The following is a 24,606-nucleotide window of genomic DNA, read 5'->3' on the forward strand; positions in this document are numbered from 1 at the left end:
CGGGTGGGCGGCGGAGGGGGCTTCATGGGGACACCGGTGGCCGTGACGGCCGGGTCCGACGACCAGGTCGAGACCAGGTCCGGGCGGCGCAGGTCAGCCCGACGCACCACGCGCCGGTTCCCGTTCGCGCGCCGGGCTGCCCGGGCGCACCGGCGTCAGCAGGGTGTGTTGCTGGGGGTGGTGGCGGGGCTGGTGGCGTTCGCGGCGCTGCTGCCGCTGATGACCGGGTCGATCGCGCGGACCATGGTCGACAACCGGGTGCGTGACCTGGGGGCGCTGGGCCGCACGGTGGAGGCGCGGGCCGGGAGCGGGACCGCGACCACTCCGGTCTCGGAGATCGCGCCGGTGCTCGGCCCGGAGTGGGACGGCATCGCCGGTCCGCCGGTCGGGCAGTACCGCGTGCAGGCCGCCGGCACCATCCCCGGGTCGATGCAGACGCTCACCCTGCTCGGCCGCGAAGGCTTCTGCGACCACCTCCGGGTCACGGCGGGGCGCTGCGCGACGTCGCGGTTCGAGGTGATGATCTCGGGGGCCTCGGCCCGTGCCAGCCGACTGACCGTCGGCGACTCGACCGTCGTCATCCAGATGAGCGGCGCCACCGAGCCCGTGCGGCGCACGCTGCGGGTCGTCGGCGTCTTCGAACCCAGCGCGGGTGACGACTTCTGGCGCGGCATCGACGTGGGCGCGGTCCGCATCGCCCGCGACGTGGCCGGGGAGCCGGTGCAGCTGCACACCTGGCTCACCCCGGCGGCGACGTTCTCCGGCGCCGTCCCCCAGGTGCGCGGCCGGTCCGAGGGACTCCCGCCACCGCTGGACCGGGACTCCCCGGCGTCGGTGGGTTGGTCCGAGATCGAGACCTCGGTCGCCCGCCAGCTGACCCCCGCCGCGTTCACCTACGACAAGCTCGACCAGGCGCGCGCCGCGGTCGCGCGCAGCCAGGCGCTGGCGGCGCAGTCGTCCACCCCGGTCGACATCACCGAGCAGGTCACCACGATCGACCAGGCCGTGCGTGGTGACGTCGAGCAGGTGCAGGTGATCGCGCCGTTGCTGCTGGCTCAGCTGGTGCTGCTGCAGGTGGTGCTGGTGTGGGTGGTGCTGCGCGCTCTGTTGACCCAGCGGCGCACGGAGGTCGCGCTCGTACGTCTGCGCAGCCCGGGTGCGCGCGGCGCCCGGCGCCTGGTGCTGGGCGAGCTGTTGCCGCCCGTGCTGATCGGGCTGCCCGTCGGGCTGCTGCTCGCCTATGCCCTGCAGACCGTCTCGCGGCTGACCTGGCTGCCCGGCCCGGCCGTCTGGAGCTGGACCGCGCTGCTCGTCGCCGTGGCCGCGACGGCGGTGTGCGTGCTGCTCCTGCTCCTGCTCGTGCGTGGGCTGGTGCGCACGCCGATCAGTGCGTTGCTGCGCACGGTGCCGCCGCGTCAGCGCCGGTGGAGCCTGTCGGCGGTCGAGACGGTGCTGCTGACGCTCGCGGCGGGGATGCTGGTGGCGGTGGCGACCGGAAACCTCACGGGCGCACCGGTATTGGTCACTCCGTTGGTCATCGCGCTGGCGGTGGGCCTGCTGGTCGGCGGGTTGCTGGTGCCGCTGGGCAACCGGGTGGCGGGGCGGTTGCTCGACCGGGGCCGGCTGCCGTCGCTGCTGGCGCTGACCGGGCTGGCGCGGCGTCCTTCGACGCGGCAGCTGATCCTCGCGCTGACGGCGGCGGGGGCGTTGCTGGCGTTCGGGGCCAGCACCCTCGTGCTCGGCCAGGCCAACCGTGCCGCGGCGACCAGCGCCCAGACCGGCGCGCCGGTGCGGTTGCTCGCGATCGACGCGAGCGCCACCGTCGACCCGCAGAACCTCGTGCGCGTCGTGGACCAGGTCGACCGCCAGCGACAGCACCTCGCGCCGGTCTTCCGGGTGCGCTCAGGCAGCAGCGACGGCCCGGTCGCACTGCTCGGCGAACCCGGCCCGATGACTCGAATCGCGAGCAAGGTCAACGGGATCGACCCGTGGGCCCGCCTCGGAGACGCATCCTCCGGCAACGCATCGGCCGGCGGCGCCGGGCTGCCGGCCGTGGTCGCCTCGTGGTCTGCCCCGGCCACGGAGGGCGGGTTCACCGCGCCGAGTCTGCGCCAGGCCGACACGGAGTACGTCGTCGCCGCCCAGGTGCCCCTGGTCCCCGGCGGCGAGGCCAACACCTTCGTCACGCCGCTCGCGCCGCAGCTGCGCACGGCCGACCGGCGCGACCTCACGGCCGAGATCTGGAGCGACGGGACCGACCCGGCGCTGGAGCAGCGCGCCACCGCGGCCCTGCGCCGGGCCGGATACAGCGGGGTGACCGTGGAGCGGGCGAGCACGACCCAGCGGAGACTCGATGAGTCCGCGTCGGCGTACGGCCTGCAGCTGGGTCTGGTCGTCGCGGCGGGCTCGGTGGCGGTGGCCGTCCTGGTGCTGGTGGCGGTGCTGTCGTCGCAGGCAGCGGGTCGCCGCCGCGACCGTGCCGCGCTGGAGCGGGCGGGCGTCTCGCGTGCGGTGCTCGGTCGCGCGGGGCGTCTCGAGACGGCGCTGACCGTCGCGCCGTTGCTGCTCGGTGGCGCGGTCGGGTGGCTGGGTGCGCGGCTGGCGGCGCCGAGCATCCCGTGGTTCACCCAGCCCCCGCCGTTCCCCGTCGCCCAGGAGACGCCACCGGTGCTCCCGGCGGTGCTCGCCGTCGGCGCGGGGCTCGTGGTGGTCGCGGTCGTCGCCCTCGTCGCGGGGCGCGGGAAGGAGTCGGCATGAGCACCCGTGGGCTCTCGGTGCAGGTCTCGCGCCTGGTGCACATCTATCGCTCGGACGGGCACGACGTCGCGGCGCTGTCGGGCGTCGATCTCGTCGTCGCGGCCGGCAGCACGTTGGCCCTGCTCGGTCCCTCGGGTGCGGGCAAGTCGACCCTGCTGTCGCTCATCGCCGGCATGGACCGTCCGACGGCCGGGACAATCACCGTCGGCGAGCAGCGCACCGACCAGCTCACCGACCTGCAGCTCGACGCGCTGCGCGGTGACCAGGTGTCGCTCGTGCTGCAGGGTGGTGCGCGAAACCTGGTGCCATACCTCACGATTCGCGAGAATCTCGACCTCGCTCGTTGGGGCGTGCAGCACGACGCCCCCGACCCGCAGGACCTCGCCGATCTCATGGGCCTCGGTCAGGAGACGCTGGCCCGGCACCCCGAGCAGCTGCGACCCTCGGAGGCCCAGCTCGCGGCCCTGTGCGTCGGCGCGGCGAGCGGCCCGGGGCTGCTGCTGGCCGACGAACCCACCGCATCGGTGGGCACGGACGGTGCCGAGCGGGTGATCGCCGCGCTGCACGAGCTGAACCGGACGCTCGGCACGACAGTGCTCACGGTCACGCACGACCCGGTGCTCGCCGGGGCGATGGAGCGCACCGTCACCATCCGCGACGGCCGGGTGGGGTCGCAGGCGCACGACGGCGTCGAGCTCGCGGTCGTCGCGCCAGACGGGTCGCTGCCGCTGCCCGACGACATCCTCGACGAGCTCCCGGCCGGGAGCCTGCTGCGCATCCAGCGCGACCCCGACACCGAGCGCCCGCGCATCATCGTCGAGCCCTACGAGGCCGCCCAGGAGGAGGTCCGATGATCCGCCTCGACCAGGTCGACGTCGACGCCGACGGCACCCCCGTGCTGCCGGGGCCGGCGTCGTTCACGGTGCAGCCGGGCCGGCTGCTCGGCGTCTCCGGTACGTCCGGGGTCGGCAAGACCCTGCTGCTGCGCCTGCTCGCGGGGAGGCGCAGCCGGACCGCGGAGCCGTCGAGGGCGTACCCGCTGCCGGGGAGGTCGTCTGGATCCCGCAGGACAACCAGCTGGCCACCACCCTCACCGCGCTGGAGAACGTCGCCGTCCCCCTCGTGGCGGCCGGCGCGGACGGGCGCGCGGCGCGGCAGGCCGCGGAGCGCGCGCTCGAGGAGGTGGGGCTCGGGGAGGCGATGGGCCAGCTCGTCGAGGAGCTGTCCGGCGGGCAGCAGCAGCGGGTCGCGATCGCCCGCGCCGTCGCCCACCCCGCGACCTGCCTGCTCGCCGACGAGCCGACCTCCGCGCTCGACGCCGGCAACCGCCGCCGCATGCTGCAGCTGCTGCACGAGCAGTCCCGCGCCGGCCGCGCCGTCGTCGTCACGACCAACGACCCGGAGTCCCTGGAGGGCGTCGCCGACGAGATCGTCGACCTCGACGCCGGCTGAGCCCCCGCCCCCAGCGCATGAAACCCGGTTTCATCCGTCTCCCAACGCATGAAACCCGGTTTCGGTCGTTTGACCCTGATGGATTGGGGTCATATGCGCGTAACCCGGTTTCATGCCCGCTCTGGGGCATGTAACCCGGTTTCATGCGGGGTGGGGAGCGCGAGGGGGCAGGGGGCATCAGTCGCGTCAGGTGCGGCGGCTGCGGTAGGCCGCTACCCACGTCGCGGCGTCGAGGTCACGGGGAAGGGCGCCCGGGCGCCGTTGCGCCGCAAGCCGATTCGCCGCCTCACGGGACACTCCCGCGCCGGTGAGGATCTGCGCGAGGTGACGTCCACGTCCGCCGAACACCCGACGTACGAACTCGTGGTAGTCGCGTTGTTCGCTCGCCGGGAGCAGTGGCTCGGGGCGGCGGCGCAGGTGCAGCAGTCCGGCGTCGACGGAGGGCACAGGGCGGAAGGCCGTCGCGGGGATCCGCTGCACCAGGCCGGTGTCGACCCAGGGCCACCACTGTGCGGTGAGCTGGGTGGCGCCACCGACGCCGGCGCGCTTGCGGGCGACCTCCCACTGGGTGATGAGCAGCGCGTGCTGCCAGTGCGTCTCGCGCAGCAGGTGCCGCAGGGCGGGCGTCGTGACGTGGAAGGGGAGGTTGGCGACCAGCGTGCGGGTGCCGGCCGGCGGCGCGTGCCGCAGGATGTCGCCCGCGCCGATGCACACGTGCGGTCCGAGGGCGGCCCGCTCCAGCGCGGCCACGCGCCGGGGGTCGAGCTCGACGACGTGCAGGGGAGCGCCGATGCGGGCCAGTGGGCGGGTGAGCGCGCCGCGGCCGGCGGCCCACTCGACGTACGGCCCGCCGCACTCTCGGGCGAGGGCGACGACGGCGGTGATGGTGCGCCGGTCGACGAGATCGTTCTGGCCGAGCTCGTGCGGGCCGGGTCGATGGTGCTGTCGAGACATGCTGCTGCTCCTTGAGGAGATGGGGGAGCCGGGCAGCACGACGCGCCGCCCGGCGGTGAGCCGGGGACGGCGCGGAAGGATCGAGTCGAGAACCGCGCCGTCAGAGACGGCGGGTCCGGGTGAACGTGATCGACATGGCAGCGAGGCTAACCCGCCTGGTCGTGGGCTCCTAGGGCTTTTCGGTGGCCTCGGCGCGGGTGCTGAGGCGGCCCAGGATCTCGCCGAGGCGGCGCCGGTCGGTCTCGCTGAGCGTCGCGAGCAGCGGCTGGTCGGCCTGCGCGGCGCGCACCTCGCGCGCGACCTTGGCGCCCTTGTCGGTCACCCGCAGCACCATGGCGCGCCGGTCGGTCGGACTCGGCTCCCGACGTACGAGATCGCCGGACTCCAGCGCGTCGGTCACCTCGGTGGCCGACCGGGGCGCGATGCGCAGCACGTCGGCGAGGTCCTTGAGCCGCATCGGTGCGCCCTCGTCGCACGCCCGGCTGATGGTGAGGAACGCGCGGGCCTGGTGCGGCGTGAGGTCGTAGGGCTCCAGCGCAGCCATGGAGTGGTGGCGCAGCGCGTGCATCACCCGGCGCAGCCGCGACATGAGCTCCTGGTCGGAGGGGAGCGGTGCGGGCATGGGGGAATAGTACCGCCGATGCTGAGGTTCTGTGATGATGAGGTAACCTCAGCAAAAGGATCTCAGGTGGTCTCGATACGGCCTCCGCTAGCGCTCCGGCCTACTCGACCGGCTTGACGGCCCGACCGGCTCGAGGGCCCGGCCACCGTGAACGCAACACCGTGAACCCCAGAAGAAGGGAGTGGTGCCTGTGACGGCGCCCACGACTCACCCCAGCCCACCGACCACCCCGACCGCCGGCCCGCACGGAGGCGGCCACGGAGGCGGCCGCGGCCTCGGTCCCGCCCGCCGCGACCCCCGCGACCGCACCCAGCTGCAGGAGCACCCGGTCAGCCTGCGCCGGATCGCCGGACTGTTCCGGCCGTACCGCGCCCGGCTCGGGCTCGTGCTGCTGCTCATCGTCGCCAGCTCGCTCGTCGGGCTGGCCAACCCGTTCCTCACCAAGCACCTGGTCGACGTGGCCATCCCGCAGCAGGACGTGCCGCTGCTGCTGTGGCTCGTCGGCGCGATGCTCGGCGTCACCGCGCTGACCGCGGCGCTGGGCGTCGTCCAGACCTGGCAGTCGACCGTGATCGGCCAGCAGGTCATGCACCGGCTGCGCACCGAGGTGTTCACCCACCTGCAGCGCATGCCGCTCGGCTTCTTCACCCGCACCCGCGGCGGCGAGGTGCAGTCGCGCCTCACCAACGACGTCAACGGGATGCAGGGGGTCGTCACCGGCACCGCGACCCAGGCGGCCGCCAACCTCACCACCGTCGTCGGCACCGCCGTCGCGATGGTGGCGCTGTCCTGGCGGCTGTCGCTGCTGACCCTGATCGTGCTGCCGCCGGCGATCTACCTGACTCGGCGCGTGGCCCAGATGCGCCGCGACGTCACGAGCCGCGCGCAGCGCACCCTCGCCGACATGCAGACCCAGATCGAGGAGTCGCTGTCGGTCGGTGGCGTGCAGCTGAGCAAGACGCTCGGCGCGGGGGAGCAGCTGTCCGACCGGTTCACCGCGTCGTCGCGCCAGCTCACCACCCTCGAGCTGGCCGCCCAGCTCGCCGGCCGCTGGCGGATGGCCTCGATGCAGATCATCTTCGCCGTCGTGCCGGCCCTGATCTACCTCGCCGCCGGGCTGCCCGCGACCAGCGACGGGATGACCATCGGCACCCTCGTCGCGTTCGTCGCCCTGCAGTCGGGGCTGTTCCGTCCGCTGATGGCGCTGCTCAACGTCGGCGTGCAGCTGACCGCCTCGATGGCGCTGTTCAGCCGGGTGTTCGAGTACCTCGACCTCCCGCTCACGCTGCGCGACCCCGAGCACCCGGTGCCGCTGGAGCGGGCGCAGGTGCGCGGCCACGTGCGGTTCGAGCAGGTCGGTTTCCGCTACGCCGGGGCCGACCGCGACGCGCTGCACGACGTGACGATCGACGTCCCGGCCGGCGCGCGCGTGGCCCTCGTCGGCGCCACCGGCTCGGGCAAGTCCACCCTCGGGTCGCTGGTCAGCCGCCTCGCCGACCCGACCTCGGGCCGGGTCACCCTCGACGGCACCGACCTGCGCGAGCTGTCCCTCGCCAGCATCAGCGAGGCGGTCGGCGTGGTCAGCCAGGACACCTACCTGCTGCACGCGAGCGTGCGCGACAACCTGCGCTACGCCCGGCCCGACGCCACCGACGCCGAGATCGAGCAGGCCGCCCGCGCCGCGCAGGTGCACGACGTCATCGCGGGCCTGCCGGAGGCGTACGACACCGTCGTCGGCGCGCGCGGCTTCCGGTTCTCCGGTGGTGAGCGGCAGCGCCTGGCGCTGGCCCGCACGATCCTGCGCGACCCCGCGGTGCTCGTGCTCGACGAGGCGACCAGCGCCCTCGACACCCGCACCGAGCAGGCGGTGCAGGCCGCGCTCGACGAGCTGGCCCGCGGGCGTACGACCATCACGATCGCCCACCGGCTGTCCACCGTGCGCGACGCCGACCTCATCGTCGTGCTCGACCACGGCGAGGTCGTCGAGCAGGGCACCCACGACGGGCTGGTCGCCCGCGGCGGGCGCTACGCCGAGCTGGTGGCCGCGCAGTCCGCGGATCGCGGCGGAACCGACCGGGCCCTGGCCTTAGTCTGAGGCCGGACCTGCACGCACCGGTGCGCCGATCGATCGAGGGGAAGACATGAAGCGCGAAGGCGTCAAGCGGATGATCGGCGGCGGGGTGCTGTTCTTCCTGGTCGCGCCGGCGATCTTCGTCGCCGTCCTGCTGATCGGCGTCGGCAAGTCCGTCGCCGACATCGCCGGGTCCGACCCGGTCCAGCCCGGCGGCACCGCCCAGCTCGAGGCGGGGCAGAAGGTCTCGCTGCTCGTCTTCGCGGGCACCGCCACCGGCGACGGCGCCACCCAGGGCAGCGGCGTCCCCGCGCCGGACGAGACCTGCACCGTCACCGACCCGACCGGCCAGCCCGCCAACCTCACGCGCGACTCCGGCACCGAGGTTAGCGACGGCGGCCAGTCCTACCGCGAGGGCTACACGCTGACCGCCGGGCCGGCCGGGGCGTACACGATCACCTGCGGCAGCTCCGAGGTGCTGGTCGTGGACGAGAACGCCATGAGCGAGCTCGGTCGCAACGTCGGCGGCACGCTGGTCGCCGCGCTCGTCATCCCGTTCGTCGTCGGCGTCATCGGCCTCGCGCTGTTCATCTGGGGCCTGGTGAAGTTCAACCGGTCCAAGAAGGCGATGCCCGCCGGCGGCTACGGCCAGGGTCAGTACGCCTACGGCCAGCAGCAGTACGGCCAGCCGGGCTACGGCGGCGGCCAGCAGCCGTACGCCGGGCAGGACTACCCGCAGCAGGGCCAGCAGTCCTACGACGGCGGCCAGCAGGCGTACGGCAGTGACCAGCAGTACGGCCAGCAGGGACAGGGCGGCCGGGACGGGCAGAACCCGCCGCAGAACCCGTACGGCCCGACCAGCTGACTCGGCGGAACGGATTCGGCGAGGCCGCATCGAGCGGATAACCTGTGAACGCTGTCGCCGCCGCGCGCCCGAGCGCGCCCTCCGGTCGCCGCGACAGCCCGCAACCATTGAACGAGTAGGTGGACAGTGCCATCCGGCAAGGTGAAGTTCTTCGACGCCGACAAGGGATTCGGCTTCGTCTCCGGTGACGACGGCCAGGACGTGTTCCTGCCGTCGAGCGCCCTGCCCTCCGGCGTGACCCAGCTCAAGAGCGGCACGCGGGTGGAGTACAGCGTCGCCGAGGGCCGCCGCGGCGCCCAGGCGCTCAGCCTGCAGGTGCTCGACCAGGGCCCCTCGCTGCAGGCCCGCGCGCGCAAGTCGCCCGAGGAGATGGCGATCATCGTCGAGGACCTGATCAAGCTCCTCGACGGGCTCGGCGGCTCGCTGCGCAAGGGGCGCTACCCCGCGAGCGCCCACACCCAGAAGGTCGCTGCCGTGCTGCGCGCGGTGGCCGACGACGTCGAGGGCTGACCATGGCTCCCGCGACCCGAGTACGCCCGGAGGACCTGGTGTCCGTCGGCGCGCCCGCCGAGGCGGTCGAGGCGGCCGCGCAGGGGTCGGTCGACACCGAGGCCACTGCTGAGGCGACGTCCACCGAGGCCGCCGCGCCCGCGCGGGCCGGCCGCACGCGTACCCCGCGCGCCCCGAAGACCGACAAGGTGCTGGTCGACGACGCGGCCCAGGAGCTCGCGCTGGAGGCGGCGCGCGGCATCGCCCAGCCCGGCATGGTGGGCGACCACGTGCGGGTCGAGATGACCGCCGAGCGGCTCGCGACGCACTACTTCGCGTGCCTGGCCCCGGGTTACCCCGGCTGGCTGTGGAGCGTGTCGGTCGCGCGGGCGCCGCGGCAGAAGTTCGCGACGGTCTGCGAGACCAACCTGCTGCCCGGCGAGGGCGCGCTGCTGTCGCCGGAGTGGGTGCCCTACGCCGAGCGGCTCGCCCCGGGCGACATCGGGCCGGGTGACGTGACCCCGTTCGTCGCCGACGACCCGCTGCTCGAGGCCGGCTTCGAGGCCACCGGCGACGAGGACGTCGACCAGGTGGCGGTGTTCGAGCTGGGCCTCGGCCGCCCGCGCGTGCTGTCCGGCGAGGGGCGCGAGGTCGCCGCGACCCGGTGGTACGACGGGGAGAACGGCCCGGGCTCGGAGACCGCGAAGCAGGCGCCGGCGCCGTGCGCGACGTGCGGGTTCTTCGTGCCGATGTCGGGCGTGCTGCGTCAGGTGTTCGGCGTGTGCGCGAACGAGTGGTCGCCTTCCGACGGCACGGTCGTGTCGCTCGACCACGGCTGCGGGGCGCACTCCGAGGTCGACGCGCCCCAGCCCGAGCCGGAGAAGGTCGACCCGCCGGTCGTCGACGACCTGGCTGTCGTCAGCCTGGACTGATCCGGCGCCTGGACCGATCAGGCGCCTCGACCGATCAGGCGTCGGCGGCGTTGCCGCGGCCGCGCCGCAGGTAGGCCCAGCCGAGCGCGCCCAGGCCGAGACCGGCGACGGGCACCCACAGCCACCAGTCGCGCTCGCCCGTGCGCAGCGCCGGGACAGCCAGCACCGCGACCAGGGCGAGCGCCCAGCAGGCGATCCCGATCTCGACGATGCGCAGCGTGTCGACCTGCAGCGGAGCCGGCGGCTCGGCGCGCGGATCGGGCTCGGCCGGGGTGGGTTCGGTCACGCCACCAGGATAGGTGGCGGGATCGGTCTGCGCCGGGGCCGGGTGTTCCCTACTCTCACCCTCATGAGCAGTCCCGCACCTGCTGTCGCGCCGTCCGCCCTCGACCGCTTCTTCCACATCAGCGAGCGTGGCTCGTCGGTGGCCCAGGAGATCAGGGGCGGGTTCGTCACGTTCTTCGCGATGGCGTACATCGTCGTGCTGAACCCGCTGATCATCGGCACGGTGAAGGACGGCACCGGCGAGTTCCTCGGCGGCGGCCAGGCCCCGAACCTCGCGATGGTCGCGGCCTGCACCGGCCTGGTCGCAGGCGTCATGACGATCCTGATGGGGGTCGTCGCGAACTACCCGATGGCGCTCGCGACGGGGCTCGGGCTCAACGCGTTCGTGGCGTTCGGCATCGCGGCCACACCCGGCGTGACGTGGGCCGACGCCATGGGGCTCATCGTGCTGGAGGGCCTGATCATCCTGGTGCTGGTGCTCACCGGCATCCGCCGGGCGGTGCTCTACGCGATCCCGTCGGGGCTGAAGACCGCGATCACGATCGGCATCGGTCTGTTCCTGACGTTCATCGCGCTGTTCGACGCCGGCATCATCCGCAAGGCCCCGGCGACGCCGGTCGAGCTCGGCATCGGGGGCGAGCTGAGCGGGTGGCCGGCGCTGGTCTTCGTGCTCGGGCTGTTCACCATCGCGGTCCTGCTGGTGCGCAAGGTGACCGGCGCGATCCTGTACGGCATCGTCGGCGCGACCGTCCTGGCGCTGGTCGTCGAGGGGGTCGGCCGGATCGGCTCGCAGACCGACGCCACCGGCAAGGTGGTCAACCCCGCCGGGTGGAGCCTGAACGTGCCGAAGCTGCCCGAGCAGGTGGTCGCCACCCCGCAGTTCGACCTGCTCGGCAACTTCTCGCTGCTCGGGTCGTTCTCCTCGCTCGGCGTGATCGCCGCGATCCTCACGATCTTCACGCTGCTGCTCGCCGACTTCTTCGACACGATGGGCACGATGGTGGCCGTCGGGTCCGAGGGCGGGCTGCTCGACGAGGAGGGCAACCCGCTGAACAGCCAGCGCATCCTGATCGTCGACTCGGTCGCCGCCGCGGCAGGCGGCGCCGCGGGCGTCAGCAGCAACACGTCGTACATCGAGTCGGCGGCGGGTGTCGGCGACGGCGCCCGCACCGGGCTGGCGTCGGTGACGACGGGCGTGCTGTTCCTGCTGTCGATGTTCTTCGCGCCGCTGGTCAGCATCGTGCCGCACGAGGCCGCGACCCCCGCGCTGGTCATCGTCGGCTTCCTGATGATGCAGAACGTCACCGACATCGACTGGCGCGACATCGAGATCGCGCTGCCGGCCTTCCTCACGATGGTGCTGATGCCGTTCAGCTACTCCATCTCCGCCGGCATCGGCGTCGGCTTCATCGCGTACGTCGTGATGAAGGTCGTGCGCGGCAAGGCCTCGCAGATCCACCCGCTGCTGTGGGGCGTCGCGGGGCTGTTCGTGATCTATTTCGCGATCGACCCGATCAAGCAGGTCTTCGGAGTCGCCTGAGCCGCAACGGTTCTCGGCCGGTCGCGCTGGCTCACTCGACGCGGATCTCCTCAGGCCTGATGCGGGTCGTGGTCGCGACCGTGGTGAGGGCGGCGACGACCACGGCGCCGGTGGCGATGGCCGCGAGCAGCCCGGTGACCGCACCCCACGGATATCCGATCTCCGGCGCCGCGGGGGTGAGGTAGGCCGAGCCCGCCAGCGCCCCCGCCAGCACCGACAGCACCCCGCCGGCGACGATCGGCAGCGCGGCCTCCCACCACTGCGCGCCGCGCAGGGTGCCGGGCGAGGTGCCGACCAGGCGCAGGCTGGTGAGCTCGCGACGGCGTACGAGCGCGCGGTCCACGAGCGTGATCGCCAGCCCGAGCAGGCCCAGGGCGAGGATGGTCCCGGCCACGGTCCACAGCGCGCGGCGCAGGCTCTCCACGAAGTCGTACGAGCCGAGGTCGGCCGAGCTCAGGAACGCGTGGTTCGCGTCGGGGCTGGGCCCCTCGATCAGGTCCCGACCGGGGCCCGCGACGACCCGGACGTCCCGGTCGGTCCGGGGGAGCAGCGCGGCGATCCCGGGGGCCGACGGCGGGATCACCATCGCGAAGTTCTGTCCCAACGGATCCTCGCCCCGTGCCTGCACGGGCGTGCCGACGACCGGGACCGCGGCGCCGACCGACCGCGACTGCACCGTGGCGCGGGCCACGAGGTCGCGGTCGCCCATGGGCCACAGGTTCGTCGGGCGGCCGTCCACGCACCCGCGCAGCTGCGGCGCCACGCGGCGCAGGTCGGCGCAGGTGGCGACCAGGGCGTTCCCGATGTAACCGCCCGGTGGGCTGCCGTTGGGGTCGACGCCGGGCTCCGCCAGCTGCACGACGGGCAGGGCGGTGACCGACCGGGCGCCGGGCAGCGCGCGACCCTCCTCGATCGCGCGGGGGTCTCGGCCACCGAGGCGGTCATCCACAGCCGCTGCTCCGACTCCAGGGAACGCTTGGCCTCGAGGTACTGCGGGGTGGTCTCGAACGCGACGAGCACGCCCCGGGCGCCGACCACGACGAACACGCCGATCATGAGCGCGGCCACGGTGCGGGTGACTCCAGCCGGCTGGGCCTGCAGGCGGCGGGCCGCGACGAGCAGGCTCGGTCGCGTGGCGACCCGGAGCAGCAGGTCGGCGGTGAGCCGCACGAACACCGGCACGATCAGCACGATGCCGAGACCGACGAGCGTCACGCCGGCCAGGACGACCGTGCCCCAGGCCCCACCGAGGTTGTCCGGCTTCTGGATCCGGACGACGGCGCACAGGGCCAGGCCGAGCGCCAGGGGCGCGGCGCGCCACAGGCTCGGGCGGCGGGCGTCGGCGCGGTTCGCGGTGGCGACCGCGCTGGAGATGTCCGTGCGCACCGGGATCACCGCGACGGCGACCACGGCGAGCGGCACGCCGACGAGCGCCAGCAGCCAGCCGAGCCAGCCCGGGTCGAGCTGGGCGGCGGTGCGCTCGGCCGTCACCAGGCGTACGCCCGCCAGCACCGGGCGCAGCGCGACGAACGCCACGGCCCCGACGACCGCGCCGACCAGCGCGGCGACGACCGCCTCGACGGCAGCCGTGAGCCGGGTCTCGGCAGGGCTGACGCCCAGCAGCCGCAGGCCCGCGAGGCGGCGGTCGCGCACCGTGGCGGAGAGCCGGCCGACGCTGGCGGCCAGTGCGAGCGTCGGCAGGGCGACCGTCGCGAGCACCGCGAGGTTGAGGCGCTGCAGCTCGGCCGCGGCGTACTGACCGACGAACGACTGCGTCTCGGCGCGCACCGACGCGGTGACCGCGAGCAGCACGAACGCCGAGAGCGCGCAGGCGATCGCGACGAGGACCGACCGGCCGCGCTGACCGGGGAGCCCCACGCCAGGCGCAGCCCGAGCCGCGCTGCCGGCTTCATCGTGCCCCGGCGACGGGCGCGTCGAGCGCCCCGTCGCGCATCGTCACCAGCTCGTCGAGCGAGGACGCGACCCGGTGGTCGTGGGTCACGACCAGCAGGGCGGCGCCGATGCTGGCGGTCAGTCCGACCAGGGCGTCGAGCACGACCTCGCCGGTGACCGTGTCGAGCGACCCGGTGGGCTCGTCGGCGAGCACGACCGCGGGGCGGTGCACGAGCGCCCGGGCGACGGCCGCACGCTGGGCCTGGCCTCCGGAGACGGCGCCGGCGCGCCGGTCGGCGACGTCACCGACGCCGAGGTCGTCCAGCAGCTCGCGGGCCGTGGCCGTCGCCGCCTGCCGGGAGCGGCCGAGCAGCATCAGCGGCAGCGCGGCGTTCTCGACGAGCGTCAGCTCGGGCACCAGGTCGCCGCGCTGGAAGACGATGCCGAAGCGCTCCAGCCGCAGCCGGCTGCGCCTCGCCTCGGACAGGCCCGTCAGGTCCGTGCCGTCGAGCGTCACCCGCCCGGAGTCGGGCAGGATCACCCCGCACAGGCAGTGCAGCAGGCTGGACTTCCCGCTGCCGGACGGGCCCATCAGCGCCGTGCGTTCCCCGGTCGAAGAGTCAGTGACACGCCGCCCAGGGCCGGCGTCGGCCCGTAGGACAGGTGCAGGTCAGTTGCCTCGAGCATCGTTCCCCTCCTTGCGAATCTGCTTGGCCAGCAATTCGATTCGAGTGCCCGACTCCTCGATCCAGCGCAGGTCCGCGTCGAGGTGGGCGAGCTCGTACGTCGTCGTCAGCAGGTCTGCGCCGGTCGCCTTGCGACGGAGTTCCTGCAGCACGCGCATCCGTTCGAGGTGCGCCGCGCGCTGTGCGTCGAGGATGCGTTCGACGGGCCGCCCGGACAGCAGCGCCACGGTCACCCGCGCGCACAGGTCGCTGGTGGCGAACTCGTCAGGCGCCTGCGACTCGAAGACCCACTGGTCGACCCGCGCGACCCCGGCGGGCGTGATGCCGTAGCTGCGACGGTCGGGGCCGCCCCCTGGATCGACCCCGACCATCGCGGCGAGGCCGTCGCGCTCCAGCCGCCCGAGCGTCGCGTAGACCTGCCCGAACGCCAACGGCCGCCGCTGCGCGAACCAGGTGTCGAACTTCTGCTTCAGCGTGTAGCCGTGCGCGGGCTCGGGCTCCAGGAGCGCGAGGAGAGTGGTGGCCGTCGACATGCCGGCGACTGTACACCGAGAGTATTCACTGAGTGAGTAGTTTGGCGCGTGTCGTGTCGAGGGATCGCTGTCCGGTCCGCCGCCCGACGCAGCGGCCAGCCGATCGCGTCACCAACCTCCCGGGTCAGTGCAGCTAGTCGGCGTGCTCGGACAGGTCCTCGGCATCGACGATGCGATAGGCGTAGCCCTGCTCGGCGAGGAAGCGCTGGCGGTGCGCGGCGAACTCGGCGTCGACCGTGTCGCGGGTGACGACGGTGTAGAAGTGCGCCGTGCGGCCGTCGCCCTTCGGGCGCAGCACGCGACCGAGGCGCTGGGCCTCCTCCTGGCGCGAGCCGAACGTGCCCGACACCTGGATCGCGACCGACGCCTCGGGCAGGTCGATCGAGAAGTTGGCGACCTTGCTCACCACGAGCAGCGAGATCTCGCCGTCGCGGAACGCCTGGAACAGCTTCTGCCGCTGGCCGACGGGGGTCTCGCCGGTGATCAGGTCGGCGCCGAGCCGCTCGGCGAGCCCCTCGAGCTGGTCGAGGTACTGCCCGATCACCAGGGTCGGGGCACCGCGGTGCTGCTCGACGATCCGCTCGACCACGCCGTCCTTGACCGGCGCGCACGACGACAGCCGGTAGCGGTCCTCGGGCTCGGCGGTGGCGTACGTCATCCGCTCGGACTCCGACAGCGTCACCCGCACCTCGACGCAGTCGGCGGGCGCGATGTAGCCCTGCGCCTCGATGTCCTTCCACGGGGCGTCGTAGCGCTTAGGCCCGATCAGGCTGAACACGTCGGACTCGCGGCCGTCCTCGCGCACGAGCGTGGCGGTCAGGCCGAGCCGGCGCCGCGCCTGCAGGTCGGCGGTCATCCGGAAGATCGGGGCGGGCAGCAGGTGCACCTCGTCGTAGACGACCAGGCCCCAGTCGCGCGCGTCGAGCAGGTCGAGGTGGGGATAGATGCCCTTCCGCTTCACGGTCAGCACCTGGTAGGTCGCGATCGTGACCGGCCGGATCTCCTTGCGGGACCCGGAGTACTCACCGATCTCGTCCTCGGTGAGCGTCGTGCGGGCGAGCAGCTCGTCGCGCCACTGCCGCGCGCTCACGGTGTTGGTGACCAGGATGAGCGTGGTGGCCTTGGCCTCGGCCATCGCCCCGGCGCCCACCAGCGTCTTGCCGGCGCCGCAGGGCAGCACGACCACGCCCGACCCGCCGTGCCAGAAGCCGTCGACGGCTTGCTGCTGGTAGGGCCGCAGCTCCCAGCCGTCGTGGCTCAGGTCGATCTGGTGCGCCTCGCCGTCGACGTAGCCCGCGAGGTCGTCGGCCGGCCAGCCCACCTTGATGAGCTGCTGCTTGATCGCGCCGCGCTCGGAGTTGTGCACCGCGACCGTGAGGTCGTCGAGTCGCTGCCCCACGAGGGGCTGGATCTTCTTGTGCCGCAACACTTCTTCGAGCACCGGCTTGTCGGTGGTGACCAGCACCAGCTGCTCGCCGTCGCGCTCGAGCCGCAGCCGGCCGTAGCGGTCCATCGTCTCGGCCACGTCGATCAGCAGCGCCTGCGGCACGGGGTAGCGGGAGAACCGGATGAGCGCGTCGACGACCTGCTCGGCGTCGTGCCCGGCGGCTCGTGCGTTCCACAGCGCGAGCGGCGTCACCCGATAGGTGTGCACGTGCTCGGGGGCTCGCTCGAGCTCGGCGAACGGCGCGATCGCGCGCCGCGCCTCCTCGGCCTGCTCGTGGTCGACCTCCAGCAGGATGGTCTTGTCGCTCTGGACGATCAGTGGCCCGTCGGCCATACGTGCACTTCCCCTCATAGTCCGCCAGGAGAGTAACGATCCGGGCCGCCGGATCCTTCCCGCGCCGGCACGGCGCAGATCCTCGACGCGGTTGCCGACGGCAGACGGTGATCGTCGTCGACGCCTCGGCCGTCGTGGAGGCGCTCGTCGGGCTCGAGCCCGACCCGTGGCTGTGGGACGCGCTGGCCGGCGAGCTGGCGGCGCCGCAGCTGCTGGACGTGGAGGTGCTGTCGGCGCTGCGCGGCCTCACCCTCGCCCACCGCCTCGAGCAGAAGGTGGCTGAGCAGGCGGTCCAGGACCACTTCTCCCTGAACATCCACCGGCACGAGATGGCGCCGCTCGCGACCCGGGTCTGGGGCCTGCGTCACCGGTTCACGGCGTACGAAGCGAACTACCTCGCGCTCGCAGAGGGGCTCGGCGTGCCGCTCGTCACCTGCGACGCGAAGCTGGCGACCGACGGTCACGCCGCAGAGGTGCGGGTGGCCTCGCCCAGCCGCCGGTGATTCGCGTCAGGTGCGACGATGCTGGGCATGACCGCGAACCTGCCGATGACCGTGCCGATGGACGGCATGCCCGACCGCATCACGATCTACGAGGTCGGCCCGCGCGACGGTCTGCAGAACGAGAAGTCGGTCGTGCCGACCGAGGTCAAGGCCGAGTTCGTGCAGCGGCTCGTCGGTGCCGGGCTGGAGACGGTCGAGACCACCTCGTTCGTGCCGCCGTCGTGGATCCCGCAGCTGTCCGACGCGCCCGACCTGCTGCAGCAGCTCGCGGACACGGGGCACGGCCCGAAGCGACCGGTGCTCGTGCCCAACGAGCGCGGTCTCGACAACGCGCTCGCGGCCGGCGTCGGCGCCATCGCGATCTTCGGCTCGGCCACCGAGACCTTCGCGCAGAAGAACCTCAACCGCTCGGTCGCCGAGTCGGTCGAGATGTTCACCCCGGTCGTGCGGCGCGCGCGCGAGGCGGGCCTGTGGGTGCGGGCCTACGTGTCGATGTGCTTCGGCGACCCGTGGGAGGGCCCGGTGCCCGTCGAGCAGGTCGTCGACGTGTGCGCGCGGCTGATGGACCTCGGCTGCGACCAGCTCAGCATCGGCGACACCATCGGCGTCGGGACGGTCGGTCACGTGGCCAAGCTGCTGGAATCCCTTGACGCGCAAGGAATCCCGGCGTCGAAGACCGCGGTGCACTTCCACGACACCTACGGTCAGGCGCTGTCCAACACGCTGACCGCGCTGCGCCACGGGGTCACCGTCGTCGATGCTTCGACCGGCGGCCTGGGCGGCTGCCCGTACGCCAGGAGCGCCACCGGCAACCTCGCCACCGAGGACCTCGTGTGGGCCTGCCGCGGTCTCGGCATCGAGACCGGTGTCGACCTGGACGCGCTGGTCGGCACGAGCCTGTGGATGGCCGAGCAGCTGGGGCGGCCCTCGCCGTCCGCGGTCGTCCGGGCGCTCGGCGGCGCCTGAGGCGCGCGGCAGGTCAGACCGACGTACGCCCTCCGAGCCGTGCGCGCAGCGCCGCCCGGAGCTCCTGCTCCTGCTCCGGACCCACCGGCGCCGCCGGCTGCTGCGGGACGAAGCGGGCGCCGTCGGCGTCCAGCAGCACCCACGACCCCTCGCGCACCGGACCGTGCACGAGCGCGGTGCCGGCGGCGTGCGGGTGGGCGCGGCCGAGGTCGAGCAGCCACGCGGGCCGCCCGTCCTGCACGAGCAGCGCCTGCCAGGTGTTGAGGTCGGTGCGGAGCGCGAGGAACGGCCAGGGGCGGCCGGGCTCGCGCGCGGCGGCGCTCAGCCGGGCCAGCGTGCGCGCCGCGCCGAACAGCCCGTAGCCGACGACCAGCAGCCCCGGTACGACGAACACCCATCCGCGGGGCAGCCCCAGCAGCCCCATGCCGAGCACGATCGCGGCGAACCACCACAGCACCGGACGGTGCAGCGCCGCCCGCCACCGCTGCCGGCGCTCGGGCAGGACCACCTGCTCCTCGGCGTACCAGCTCTCCCGGGCGGCCACCGCCTGCCACAGCTGGACGAACGAGGCCCCCGCCGGGACGTACGCCGTCGCGCCCGCCCCGGGGTCGGGCTCCTCCGGGAGCAGTCGGGTCGGGCGCCGGGCGATGCGCACCGCACCGGTCACGAGCTGCACCGTCGCGAGCAGCAGCATCGGCAGCAGGGTGAGCACGGTGACGGCGACGAGGGTCTCGTCGGAGATCGTCCAGCGGCTCAGCGGCCACGGCATCGTGTGGATCGTGACCTGCTCGCCGGCGCTCGCGAACCAGTCGCGGCAGCCGAGCTCGCTGGTGGCGCCGTCGGCCCAACGCACCTCGCAGCGCTCGCCTTTCGCCGGGTGCTCCCAGGTGCGCACGATCGAGACGGTTCGGTCTGAGCCGAGCCAGTAGAGCAGGTGCGTCACGACCGGGATCGGCACGATCAGCGCCAGCACGACCCCGATCCAGCGCGGCCCCGCGAGCCACCAGCGCCGCGGCCAGGCCAGCGGCCGCCGGCCCTCCACGGCGAGCGCCTGCCGCCACGCGCGCAGCACGCCGACGGTCCAGCGCTGTCCCGACTCGTCGCGCAGGACCACGGCATCGACCTCGCCCACGCCCTCGCGGACGTACGACCTCGCGACGGGGGCCTGGCGCAGCGACTCCAGGGGCAGGACCGCGTGCAGCCGGGACCCGACGACGCGGCCGGTCGGGCCGTCGAGGACCAGGCGGGCCATCTGCTCGCTGCGGGCGCCGCCGTGGCCGACGCGTCCGGGGTGCTGGACGAACGCGGGCAGCGCCACCCCGCCGCGACGGCGCCGCGCGAGCCGGATGCTGGCCCACGGCAGCACCACGACGCCGATCAGGGTGAACGCCGCGGTGAGCAGCTCGGCGACGACGCGCGTCAGGGTGCTCCCGGAGTCCACGTCCGCGACTGTATCCACGCGCTGACGCATCCCCGGCGCGGCGAGCAGGCCCCGCCCGTATGTTGGGCGGCATGACGTCTTCCGGCCTGACCCTGGACAACTTCGACCGCGACGTGCGCCCGCAGGACGATCTGTTCGGCTTCGTCAACGGGGCGTGGGTGCGCGAGCACGAGATCCCCGAGGACCGGGCCCGCTACGGCTCGTTCGACCGGCTGCGCGAGGAGTCCGAGGCGGCCATGCGCGAGCTGATCACCGAGGCCGCGGGCGCGTCGGCCGAGCCGGGCACCCCGCGCCGGCAGGTGGGTGACCTGTTCACCTCGTTCATGGACGAGGAGCAGATCGAGCAGCTGGGCGCCGAGCCGATCCGCGGGGACCTCGCGCTGGCCGACGGGCTGCAGACCGCGACCGACCTGGTGCGCGCGTCAGGAGCGTTGGCACGCAAGGGGATCGACGGTTTCGTCGGGTTCTACTCCATCGCCGACGCGCGCGAGTCGACCACGAACGTGCTCTACCTCGCGCAGCACGGCATCGGCCTGCCCGACGAGTCCTACTACCGCGAGGACCAGCACGCCGAGACCCGCGAGAAGTACGTCGCCCACATCGGGCGGATGTTCGAGCTCGCCGGGCTCGACCCCGAGCAGGCGCAGGTCGTCATGGACCTGGAGACGCGGCTGGCCAAGGCGCACCGGGACCGGGTCGCCAACCGCGACGCGGTGAAGACGTACAACAAGACGACGCGCACCGAGCTGGACGAGCTGACCCCGGGCGTCGACTGGTCGGCGTGGCTCGACGGGGTCGGCGCCGAGGAGTCGGTGCTCGACCCGGTCGTCGTCGAACAGCCTTCGTACCTCACGGGATTCGCCGAGGCGCTCGCGCAGGAGCCCATCGAGGCGTGGCGCGCCTGGCTGCGCTGGCGGATCATCTCCTCGCGCGCGGCATACCTCAGCGGGGCGTTCGTCGACGAGCAGTTCGAGTTCGTCGGCAAGCAGCTCTCGGGCATCCCGCAGCTGAAGGAGCGGTGGAAGCGCGGCGTGGGGCTCGTCGAGGAGCTGATCGGCGAGGCGGCCGGGCAGCTGTACGTCGAGAAGCACTTCCCGCCGCACGCCAAGGAGCGCATGGAGAACCTCGTCGCCAACCTCGTCGAGGCCTACCGCCGCGACTTCGAGTCGCTGCCGTGGATGAGCCAGGCGACGCGCGACAAGGCGCTGGAGAAGCTGGCCAAGTTCACGCCGAAGATCGGCTACCCGCAGGAGTGGAAGGACTACTCCTCCATCGAGATCGACGCCGCCGACCTGGTCGGCAACGTCGACCGAGCGACCGCGTGGGAGGTCGACCGGATGCTCACCCGCGTCGGCGACCCGGTCGACAAGAACGAATGGTTCATGACCCCGCAGACGGTCAACGCGTACTACATGCCGGTGATGAACGAGATCGTCTTCCCGGCCGCGATCCTGCAGCCGCCGTTCTTCGACGTCGACGCCGAGGACGCGGTCAACTACGGCGGCATCGGCGCGGTGATCGGGCACGAGATCGGTCACGGGTTCGACGACCAGGAAGCCGTTTCGACGGCGACGGCAACCTCACCGACTGGTGGACCGAGGACGACCGCGAGCGGTTCGACGGCCTGGCCAAGAAGCTCGTCGAGCAGTTCGACCAGCTCGAGCCGCGCGATGCGCCGGGGCAGAAGATCAACGGCGGCCTCACCGTCGGCGAGAACATCGGCGACCTGGGCGGGCTGACCATCGGCTACAAGGCGTTCCAGATCGCGCAGGAGACCGAGGCCTCGCCGGAGCTCGACGGCTTCACCGGCGACGAGCGGTTCTTCCTCGGGTGGGCGCAGGTGTGGTGCGGCAAGGCGCGCGAGGCCGAGGCCAAGCGGCTGCTGACGATCGACCCGCACGCGCCGACCGACCAGCGCGCCAACGTGGCCCGCAACCTGCAGGAGTTCCACGACACGTTCGGTGTGGCCGAGGGCGACGGGATGTTCCTGGCCGAGGACGACCGGGTGCGAATCTTCTGATGACGCAACCGAGCTCGTACGGCAGCTGGCCCTCGCCCATCACGGCCGACTACGTGCACGGCAGCACGGTGGGGCGCGGCCAGCCCTGGGCCGACGGGGAGCACGTCTACTGGCGGGAGACCCGCCCGCAGGACGAGGGGCGCAGCGCGCTGGTGCGTCGGGCACCCGACGGCAGCACGACGGACGTGTCGCTGCCGGGGCAGGACGTGCGCACCACGCTGCACGAGTACGGCGGCGGCGACTACGCGGTCCGCGACGGGATCGTGGTCTACGTCGTGCGCGACGGCCAGCGTGTCTGGGTGTCGCGCGACGGCGGCGAGCCGCGGCCGGTGACCGCCGAGACCGACGGGCTCGTGCGCTACTCCGGCTTCTGCATCGACCCGCGGCGCGGCGTCGCGTACGCCATCCGCGAGGACCAGCGCGACCCGAGCCTCGAGCCGGTCACCTCCCTGGTGCGGCTGGACCTGTCCGGCGACGGCTCGGGCGTGGGCGAGGTGCTGCAGCCCGGCCGGGAGCGCCAGGTCGCCGACCAAGCCGGACGAGTAGCGCGAGGGACGAGCGCGTATCGAGACCAGGCCGAGCCTGGTCAAGATGGTCGAGTAGCGCGAGGGACGAGCGCGTATCGAGACCAGGCCGAGCCTGGTCAAGATGGTCGAGTAGCGCGAGGGACGAGCGCGTATCGAGACCACGCCGAACCGGACGACACCCCCGCCCCGCCCGACTTCGTGCTGGATCCCGCGTTGTCGCCGGACGGGCGCCGGCTCGCCTGGCTGACCTGGAACCACCCCCAGATGGCCTGGGACGGCACCTTCTTGTGGGTCGCCGAGCTCGACGACGCGGGCGGCCTGCGCGAGGCGCGCGTGGTGGCGGGGTCGACCGAGGAGTCGCTGGAGGAACCGACCTGGCTCGACGACGACCGGCTGCTGGTCCTGAGCGACCGCAGCGGCTGGAGCACGTTCCACCTGCTCGACCTGCGCGAGGAGTCGGCGGGGCTGCGGCCGGTGCACGACGACCAGCACGACTACGGCATGCCGCGCTGGGTGCCGCACATGCGCAGCTTCGCCCTGCTCGACGACGGTCGCGTGCTGGCGGGCCGCATCGTCGAGGGTTTCCGCGGTGCCGTCCTGCTCGACCCGAGCAGCGGTGACGTGACCGACGTCGAGCTGCCGATCACGTACATCGACCAGCTCGGCGCCGCCCCCGGCAGCAAGGCGGTGGCCGTGGTCGGCGCGGCGGACGCGATGCCGACCGTGGTGCGCATCGACCCGGACGAGGCGACCCTGACGCCGCTCGCGGGTGAGACCGACGAGCTGCTCGAGCGGTTCGCCGCGCCGCCGGAGGCGATCACCTGGAGCGGTTTCGACGGGCAGACCGCGCACGGATTCCTTTATCTGCCAAGGAATCCCGACGTCGTTGCTCCCGAGGAGCAGCGGCCGCCGCTGCTGGTCACGACCCACGGTGGGCCGACCGCCGCGACGGCTGCGGTCGCGACCCGGGCGCGGACGTACTGGACCTCGCGCGGCTTCGCGGTGCTGGACGTGAACTACGCCGGGTCCACCGGCTTCGGCCGGGCGTACCGCGAGCGGCTGCGCGGGCAGTGGGGCTGCGCCGACGTGCAGGACGCCGCTCTCGGCGCGCAGCACCTGGCCGACAGCGGTGTCGTGGACGCCGAGCGGATGGCGATCCGCGGCGGGAGCGCGGGTGGCTACCTGACGTTGGCGGCGCTGACCACGACCGACGTGTTCTCAGCCGGCACAAGCCTTTTCGGGATCGCCGACGTCGGCGCACTGGCCGAGCACACGCACAAGCTGGAGAGCCGCTACACGTGGGGACTCATCGGTCCGTGGCCGGACGACCGGTCGACGTACGACGAGCGCTCGCCGATCAACCACCTCGGCGGACTCTCCGCGCCGCTGCTCCTGCTGCAGGGTGACGAGGACAAGGTCGTCCCGCCGAGCCAGGCGCAGATGATGGCGGATGCGTTGCAGCGCAAGGGGATTGCGCACGCGCTGGTCCTTTTCGCGGGGAGGGGCACGGCTTCCGGGTGCCCGCCAACCAGATCCGCGCGCAGGAGCTGGAGCTGTCGTTCTACGGCCAGGTGTTCGGCTTCGACCCGGCCGGTGAGGTGCAGCAGGTCACGCTGTCGTGAACGGCTGGCGGGTGCGCGCTGTCGGGGACGACCTGGACGTGGTCGACCCCGCCGGGCGCTGGCAGCTGCGGGTGACGTGCGCGTCGACGGCCGAGGGTTGGGAGGCCGCGAGGCGCGGTCGCATCCCCTCGACGCGGCCTGCACGCTCCAGACCCCGGCAGGTGAGCAGGTGACCTGTCGGCCGCGCGCGGAGATCCCGTTGCGTCGCAGGTCCGCCACGCGCGACGTCACCCTCGCCGGCAGGACGTACTCCTATCGGCCCACCACCGACCGCGTCTCGGTGCTGGAGCGTGACGGGGTGCGGATCGCGCGGCTGCACCGGTCGTGGCAGCTGGTGTGGAGCGGGCGGCGTCCGAGCACCAAGGACCCCGGCTTCACGATGGAGGCGTCGGCGCCGTTGGACGTGCTCGACGAGGCGCTCCTCGTCGCGTTCGGCGCCGTGATCGCCCCGCCGGGCCACGAGGGAGCCGTCACCAGGATCGTGCGGTGCCCGATCCGCCTGGCGTACTCGACGGCCGACCTGCTGCAGGTCTGAGCCGCGCTGCTCGGGGCGGCGGATGTCCGCCGGAGGGTGCGGGGTGCGTACGGCGTCGCGGTCCACCGCCGATGGGTGCGGTGGGGCGCTCGGGGCGGCGGTCCTCCGCCGGAGGGTGCGGCGTGCGGCGTGC

General features: G+C 73.2%; 20 protein-coding genes and 1 pseudogene. 12 read left to right on the forward strand and 9 right to left on the reverse strand.

Going from position 1 to position 24,606, the window contains the following annotated elements; all coding sequences use genetic code 11:
• The first annotated feature begins 24 nt into the window (after positions 1-24).
• The 3 genes from QUE40_RS01975 (at position 25) to QUE40_RS01985 (ending at position 4,209) form a co-directional block, all read left to right on the forward strand.
• Positions 25-2,757 (forward strand): hypothetical protein, encoded by a 2,733-nt coding sequence (locus QUE40_RS01975; RefSeq protein WP_289232160.1) that lies wholly within the window; start codon positions 25-27, stop codon positions 2,755-2,757.
• Positions 2,754-3,611, forward strand: coding sequence for an ABC transporter ATP-binding protein (locus tag QUE40_RS01980; RefSeq protein ID WP_289232161.1), 858 nt, complete (start codon positions 2,754-2,756; stop codon positions 3,609-3,611). The genes QUE40_RS01975 and QUE40_RS01980 overlap by 4 nt, the downstream gene beginning before the upstream one ends.
• 244 nt (positions 3,612-3,855) lie before the next feature.
• On the forward strand, positions 3,856-4,209 hold the full coding sequence (locus QUE40_RS01985; protein WP_433997065.1) for an ATP-binding cassette domain-containing protein: 354 nt from the start codon (positions 3,856-3,858) through the stop codon (positions 4,207-4,209).
• A gap of 186 nt (positions 4,210-4,395) precedes the next feature.
• On the opposite strand, the gene QUE40_RS01990 is transcribed toward QUE40_RS01985, so the two are convergent.
• Together QUE40_RS01990 and QUE40_RS01995 are read right to left on the reverse strand one after the other, a co-directional pair.
• Positions 4,396-5,163 (reverse strand): ribosomal RNA small subunit methyltransferase A, encoded by a 768-nt coding sequence (locus QUE40_RS01990; RefSeq protein WP_142004184.1) that lies wholly within the window; start codon positions 5,161-5,163, stop codon positions 4,396-4,398.
• Between the two features lie 169 nt (positions 5,164-5,332).
• Positions 5,333-5,785, reverse strand: coding sequence for a MarR family winged helix-turn-helix transcriptional regulator (locus tag QUE40_RS01995; protein ID WP_289232162.1), 453 nt, complete (start codon positions 5,783-5,785; stop codon positions 5,333-5,335).
• A 190-nt stretch (positions 5,786-5,975) separates the two neighbouring features.
• On the opposite strand from QUE40_RS01995, the gene QUE40_RS02000 reads away from it, so the two are divergent.
• The 4 genes from QUE40_RS02000 to QUE40_RS02015 all read left to right on the forward strand — a co-directional run bounded on the left by QUE40_RS02000 (position 5,976) and on the right by QUE40_RS02015 (position 10,142).
• Complete coding sequence (locus QUE40_RS02000; RefSeq protein ID WP_289232987.1) at positions 5,976-7,880, forward strand: ABC transporter ATP-binding protein; 1,905 nt, start codon at positions 5,976-5,978, stop codon at positions 7,878-7,880.
• Positions 7,881-7,926: 46 nt separating this feature from the next.
• Positions 7,927-8,721 carry a hypothetical protein gene (locus QUE40_RS02005; RefSeq protein ID WP_289232163.1) on the forward strand — a complete coding sequence of 265 codons (795 nt, stop codon included), beginning with the start codon at positions 7,927-7,929 and terminating at the stop codon, positions 8,719-8,721.
• A gap of 126 nt (positions 8,722-8,847) precedes the next feature.
• The gene (locus QUE40_RS02010; protein WP_289232164.1) at positions 8,848-9,231 is read left to right on the forward strand and encodes a cold-shock protein; all 384 of its coding nucleotides are present in this window, start codon (positions 8,848-8,850) and stop codon (positions 9,229-9,231) included.
• A 2-nt stretch (positions 9,232-9,233) separates the two neighbouring features.
• Entirely contained in the window at positions 9,234-10,142 is a 909-nt protein-coding gene (locus QUE40_RS02015; RefSeq protein WP_289232165.1) for a DUF3027 domain-containing protein, read from the forward strand.
• 34 nt (positions 10,143-10,176) lie between these two features.
• On the opposite strand, the gene QUE40_RS02020 is transcribed toward QUE40_RS02015, so the two are convergent.
• Positions 10,177-10,428 (reverse strand): DUF2530 domain-containing protein, encoded by a 252-nt coding sequence (locus tag QUE40_RS02020; RefSeq protein WP_236022203.1) that lies wholly within the window; start codon positions 10,426-10,428, stop codon positions 10,177-10,179.
• Between the two features lie 63 nt (positions 10,429-10,491).
• On the opposite strand from QUE40_RS02020, the gene QUE40_RS02025 reads away from it, so the two are divergent.
• Positions 10,492-11,967 (forward strand): NCS2 family permease, encoded by a 1,476-nt coding sequence (locus tag QUE40_RS02025; protein ID WP_142004189.1) that lies wholly within the window; start codon positions 10,492-10,494, stop codon positions 11,965-11,967.
• A 31-nt stretch (positions 11,968-11,998) separates the two neighbouring features.
• On the opposite strand, the gene QUE40_RS02030 is transcribed toward QUE40_RS02025, so the two are convergent.
• From QUE40_RS02030 to QUE40_RS02050, 5 genes are all read right to left on the reverse strand, one after another.
• Positions 11,999-12,571 carry an FtsX-like permease family protein gene (locus QUE40_RS02030; RefSeq protein WP_289232166.1) on the reverse strand — a complete coding sequence of 191 codons (573 nt, stop codon included), beginning with the start codon at positions 12,569-12,571 and terminating at the stop codon, positions 11,999-12,001.
• On the reverse strand, positions 12,547-13,845 hold the full coding sequence (locus QUE40_RS02035) for an FtsX-like permease family protein (protein WP_289232167.1): 1,299 nt from the start codon (positions 13,843-13,845) through the stop codon (positions 12,547-12,549). Before QUE40_RS02035 ends, QUE40_RS02030 begins: the two co-directional genes overlap by 25 nt.
• A gap of 31 nt (positions 13,846-13,876) precedes the next feature.
• A complete protein-coding gene (locus QUE40_RS02040) occupies positions 13,877-14,452 on the reverse strand; it encodes an ABC transporter ATP-binding protein (protein WP_289232168.1) in 576 nt (191 codons plus the stop codon).
• Positions 14,453-14,530: 78 nt separating this feature from the next.
• Positions 14,531-15,079, reverse strand: coding sequence for a PadR family transcriptional regulator (locus QUE40_RS02045; protein WP_142004192.1), 549 nt, complete (start codon positions 15,077-15,079; stop codon positions 14,531-14,533).
• Positions 15,080-15,212: 133 nt separating this feature from the next.
• Complete coding sequence (locus tag QUE40_RS02050; RefSeq protein ID WP_289232169.1) at positions 15,213-16,859, reverse strand: DNA repair helicase XPB; 1,647 nt, start codon at positions 16,857-16,859, stop codon at positions 15,213-15,215.
• 107 nt (positions 16,860-16,966) lie between these two features.
• Between QUE40_RS02050 and QUE40_RS02055 the strand changes: the two genes are divergently transcribed.
• Positions 16,967-17,362 (forward strand): type II toxin-antitoxin system VapC family toxin, encoded by a 396-nt coding sequence (locus QUE40_RS02055; protein ID WP_289232170.1) that lies wholly within the window; start codon positions 16,967-16,969, stop codon positions 17,360-17,362.
• 27 nt (positions 17,363-17,389) lie between these two features.
• Complete coding sequence (locus QUE40_RS02060; RefSeq protein ID WP_142004195.1) at positions 17,390-18,328, forward strand: hydroxymethylglutaryl-CoA lyase; 939 nt, start codon at positions 17,390-17,392, stop codon at positions 18,326-18,328.
• A 13-nt stretch (positions 18,329-18,341) separates the two neighbouring features.
• Here the strand turns inward: QUE40_RS02060 and QUE40_RS02065 are convergent, their stop codons facing one another.
• Positions 18,342-19,769, reverse strand: coding sequence for a hypothetical protein (locus tag QUE40_RS02065; protein WP_289232171.1), 1,428 nt, complete (start codon positions 19,767-19,769; stop codon positions 18,342-18,344).
• A gap of 71 nt (positions 19,770-19,840) precedes the next feature.
• Between QUE40_RS02065 and QUE40_RS02070 the strand changes: the two are divergent.
• Together QUE40_RS02070 and QUE40_RS02075 are read left to right on the forward strand one after the other, a co-directional pair.
• Positions 19,841-21,789, forward strand: a pseudogene (locus QUE40_RS02070) (M13 family metallopeptidase).
• Positions 21,789-24,473 (forward strand): S9 family peptidase, encoded by a 2,685-nt coding sequence (locus tag QUE40_RS02075; RefSeq protein WP_289232172.1) that lies wholly within the window; start codon positions 21,789-21,791, stop codon positions 24,471-24,473. The pseudogene QUE40_RS02070 and the gene QUE40_RS02075 overlap by 1 nt, the downstream one beginning before the upstream one ends.
• Positions 24,474-24,606 lie beyond the last annotated feature (133 nt).

Source organism: Barrientosiimonas endolithica (assembly GCF_030296655.1).
Lineage (GTDB): Bacteria > Actinomycetota > Actinomycetes > Actinomycetales > Dermatophilaceae > Barrientosiimonas > Barrientosiimonas humi.

Excerpts from the sequence above, each read along its gene's own strand:
- QUE40_RS01980 (WP_289232161.1), top strand. The coding sequence starts at position 2,754 with ATGAGCACCCGTGGGCTCTCGGTGCAGGTCTCGCGCCTGGTGCACATC.
- QUE40_RS02060 (WP_142004195.1), top strand. The coding sequence starts at position 17,390 with ATGACCGCGAACCTGCCGATGACCGTGCCGATGGACGGCATGCCCGAC.
- QUE40_RS02040 (WP_289232168.1), bottom strand. The coding sequence starts at position 14,452 with ATGGGCCCGTCCGGCAGCGGGAAGTCCAGCCTGCTGCACTGCCTGTGC.
- QUE40_RS01995 (WP_289232162.1), bottom strand. The coding sequence starts at position 5,785 with ATGCCCGCACCGCTCCCCTCCGACCAGGAGCTCATGTCGCGGCTGCGC.
- QUE40_RS02025 (WP_142004189.1), top strand. The coding sequence starts at position 10,492 with ATGAGCAGTCCCGCACCTGCTGTCGCGCCGTCCGCCCTCGACCGCTTC.
- QUE40_RS02045 (WP_142004192.1), bottom strand. The coding sequence starts at position 15,079 with ATGTCGACGGCCACCACTCTCCTCGCGCTCCTGGAGCCCGAGCCCGCG.
- QUE40_RS02015 (WP_289232165.1), top strand. The coding sequence starts at position 9,234 with ATGGCTCCCGCGACCCGAGTACGCCCGGAGGACCTGGTGTCCGTCGGC.
- QUE40_RS02050 (WP_289232169.1), bottom strand. The coding sequence starts at position 16,859 with ATGGCCGACGGGCCACTGATCGTCCAGAGCGACAAGACCATCCTGCTG.
- QUE40_RS02005 (WP_289232163.1), top strand. The coding sequence starts at position 7,927 with ATGAAGCGCGAAGGCGTCAAGCGGATGATCGGCGGCGGGGTGCTGTTC.
- QUE40_RS02075 (WP_289232172.1), top strand. The coding sequence starts at position 21,789 with ATGACGCAACCGAGCTCGTACGGCAGCTGGCCCTCGCCCATCACGGCC.
- QUE40_RS01975 (WP_289232160.1), top strand. The coding sequence starts at position 25 with ATGGGGACACCGGTGGCCGTGACGGCCGGGTCCGACGACCAGGTCGAG.
- QUE40_RS01990 (WP_142004184.1), bottom strand. The coding sequence starts at position 5,163 with ATGTCTCGACAGCACCATCGACCCGGCCCGCACGAGCTCGGCCAGAAC.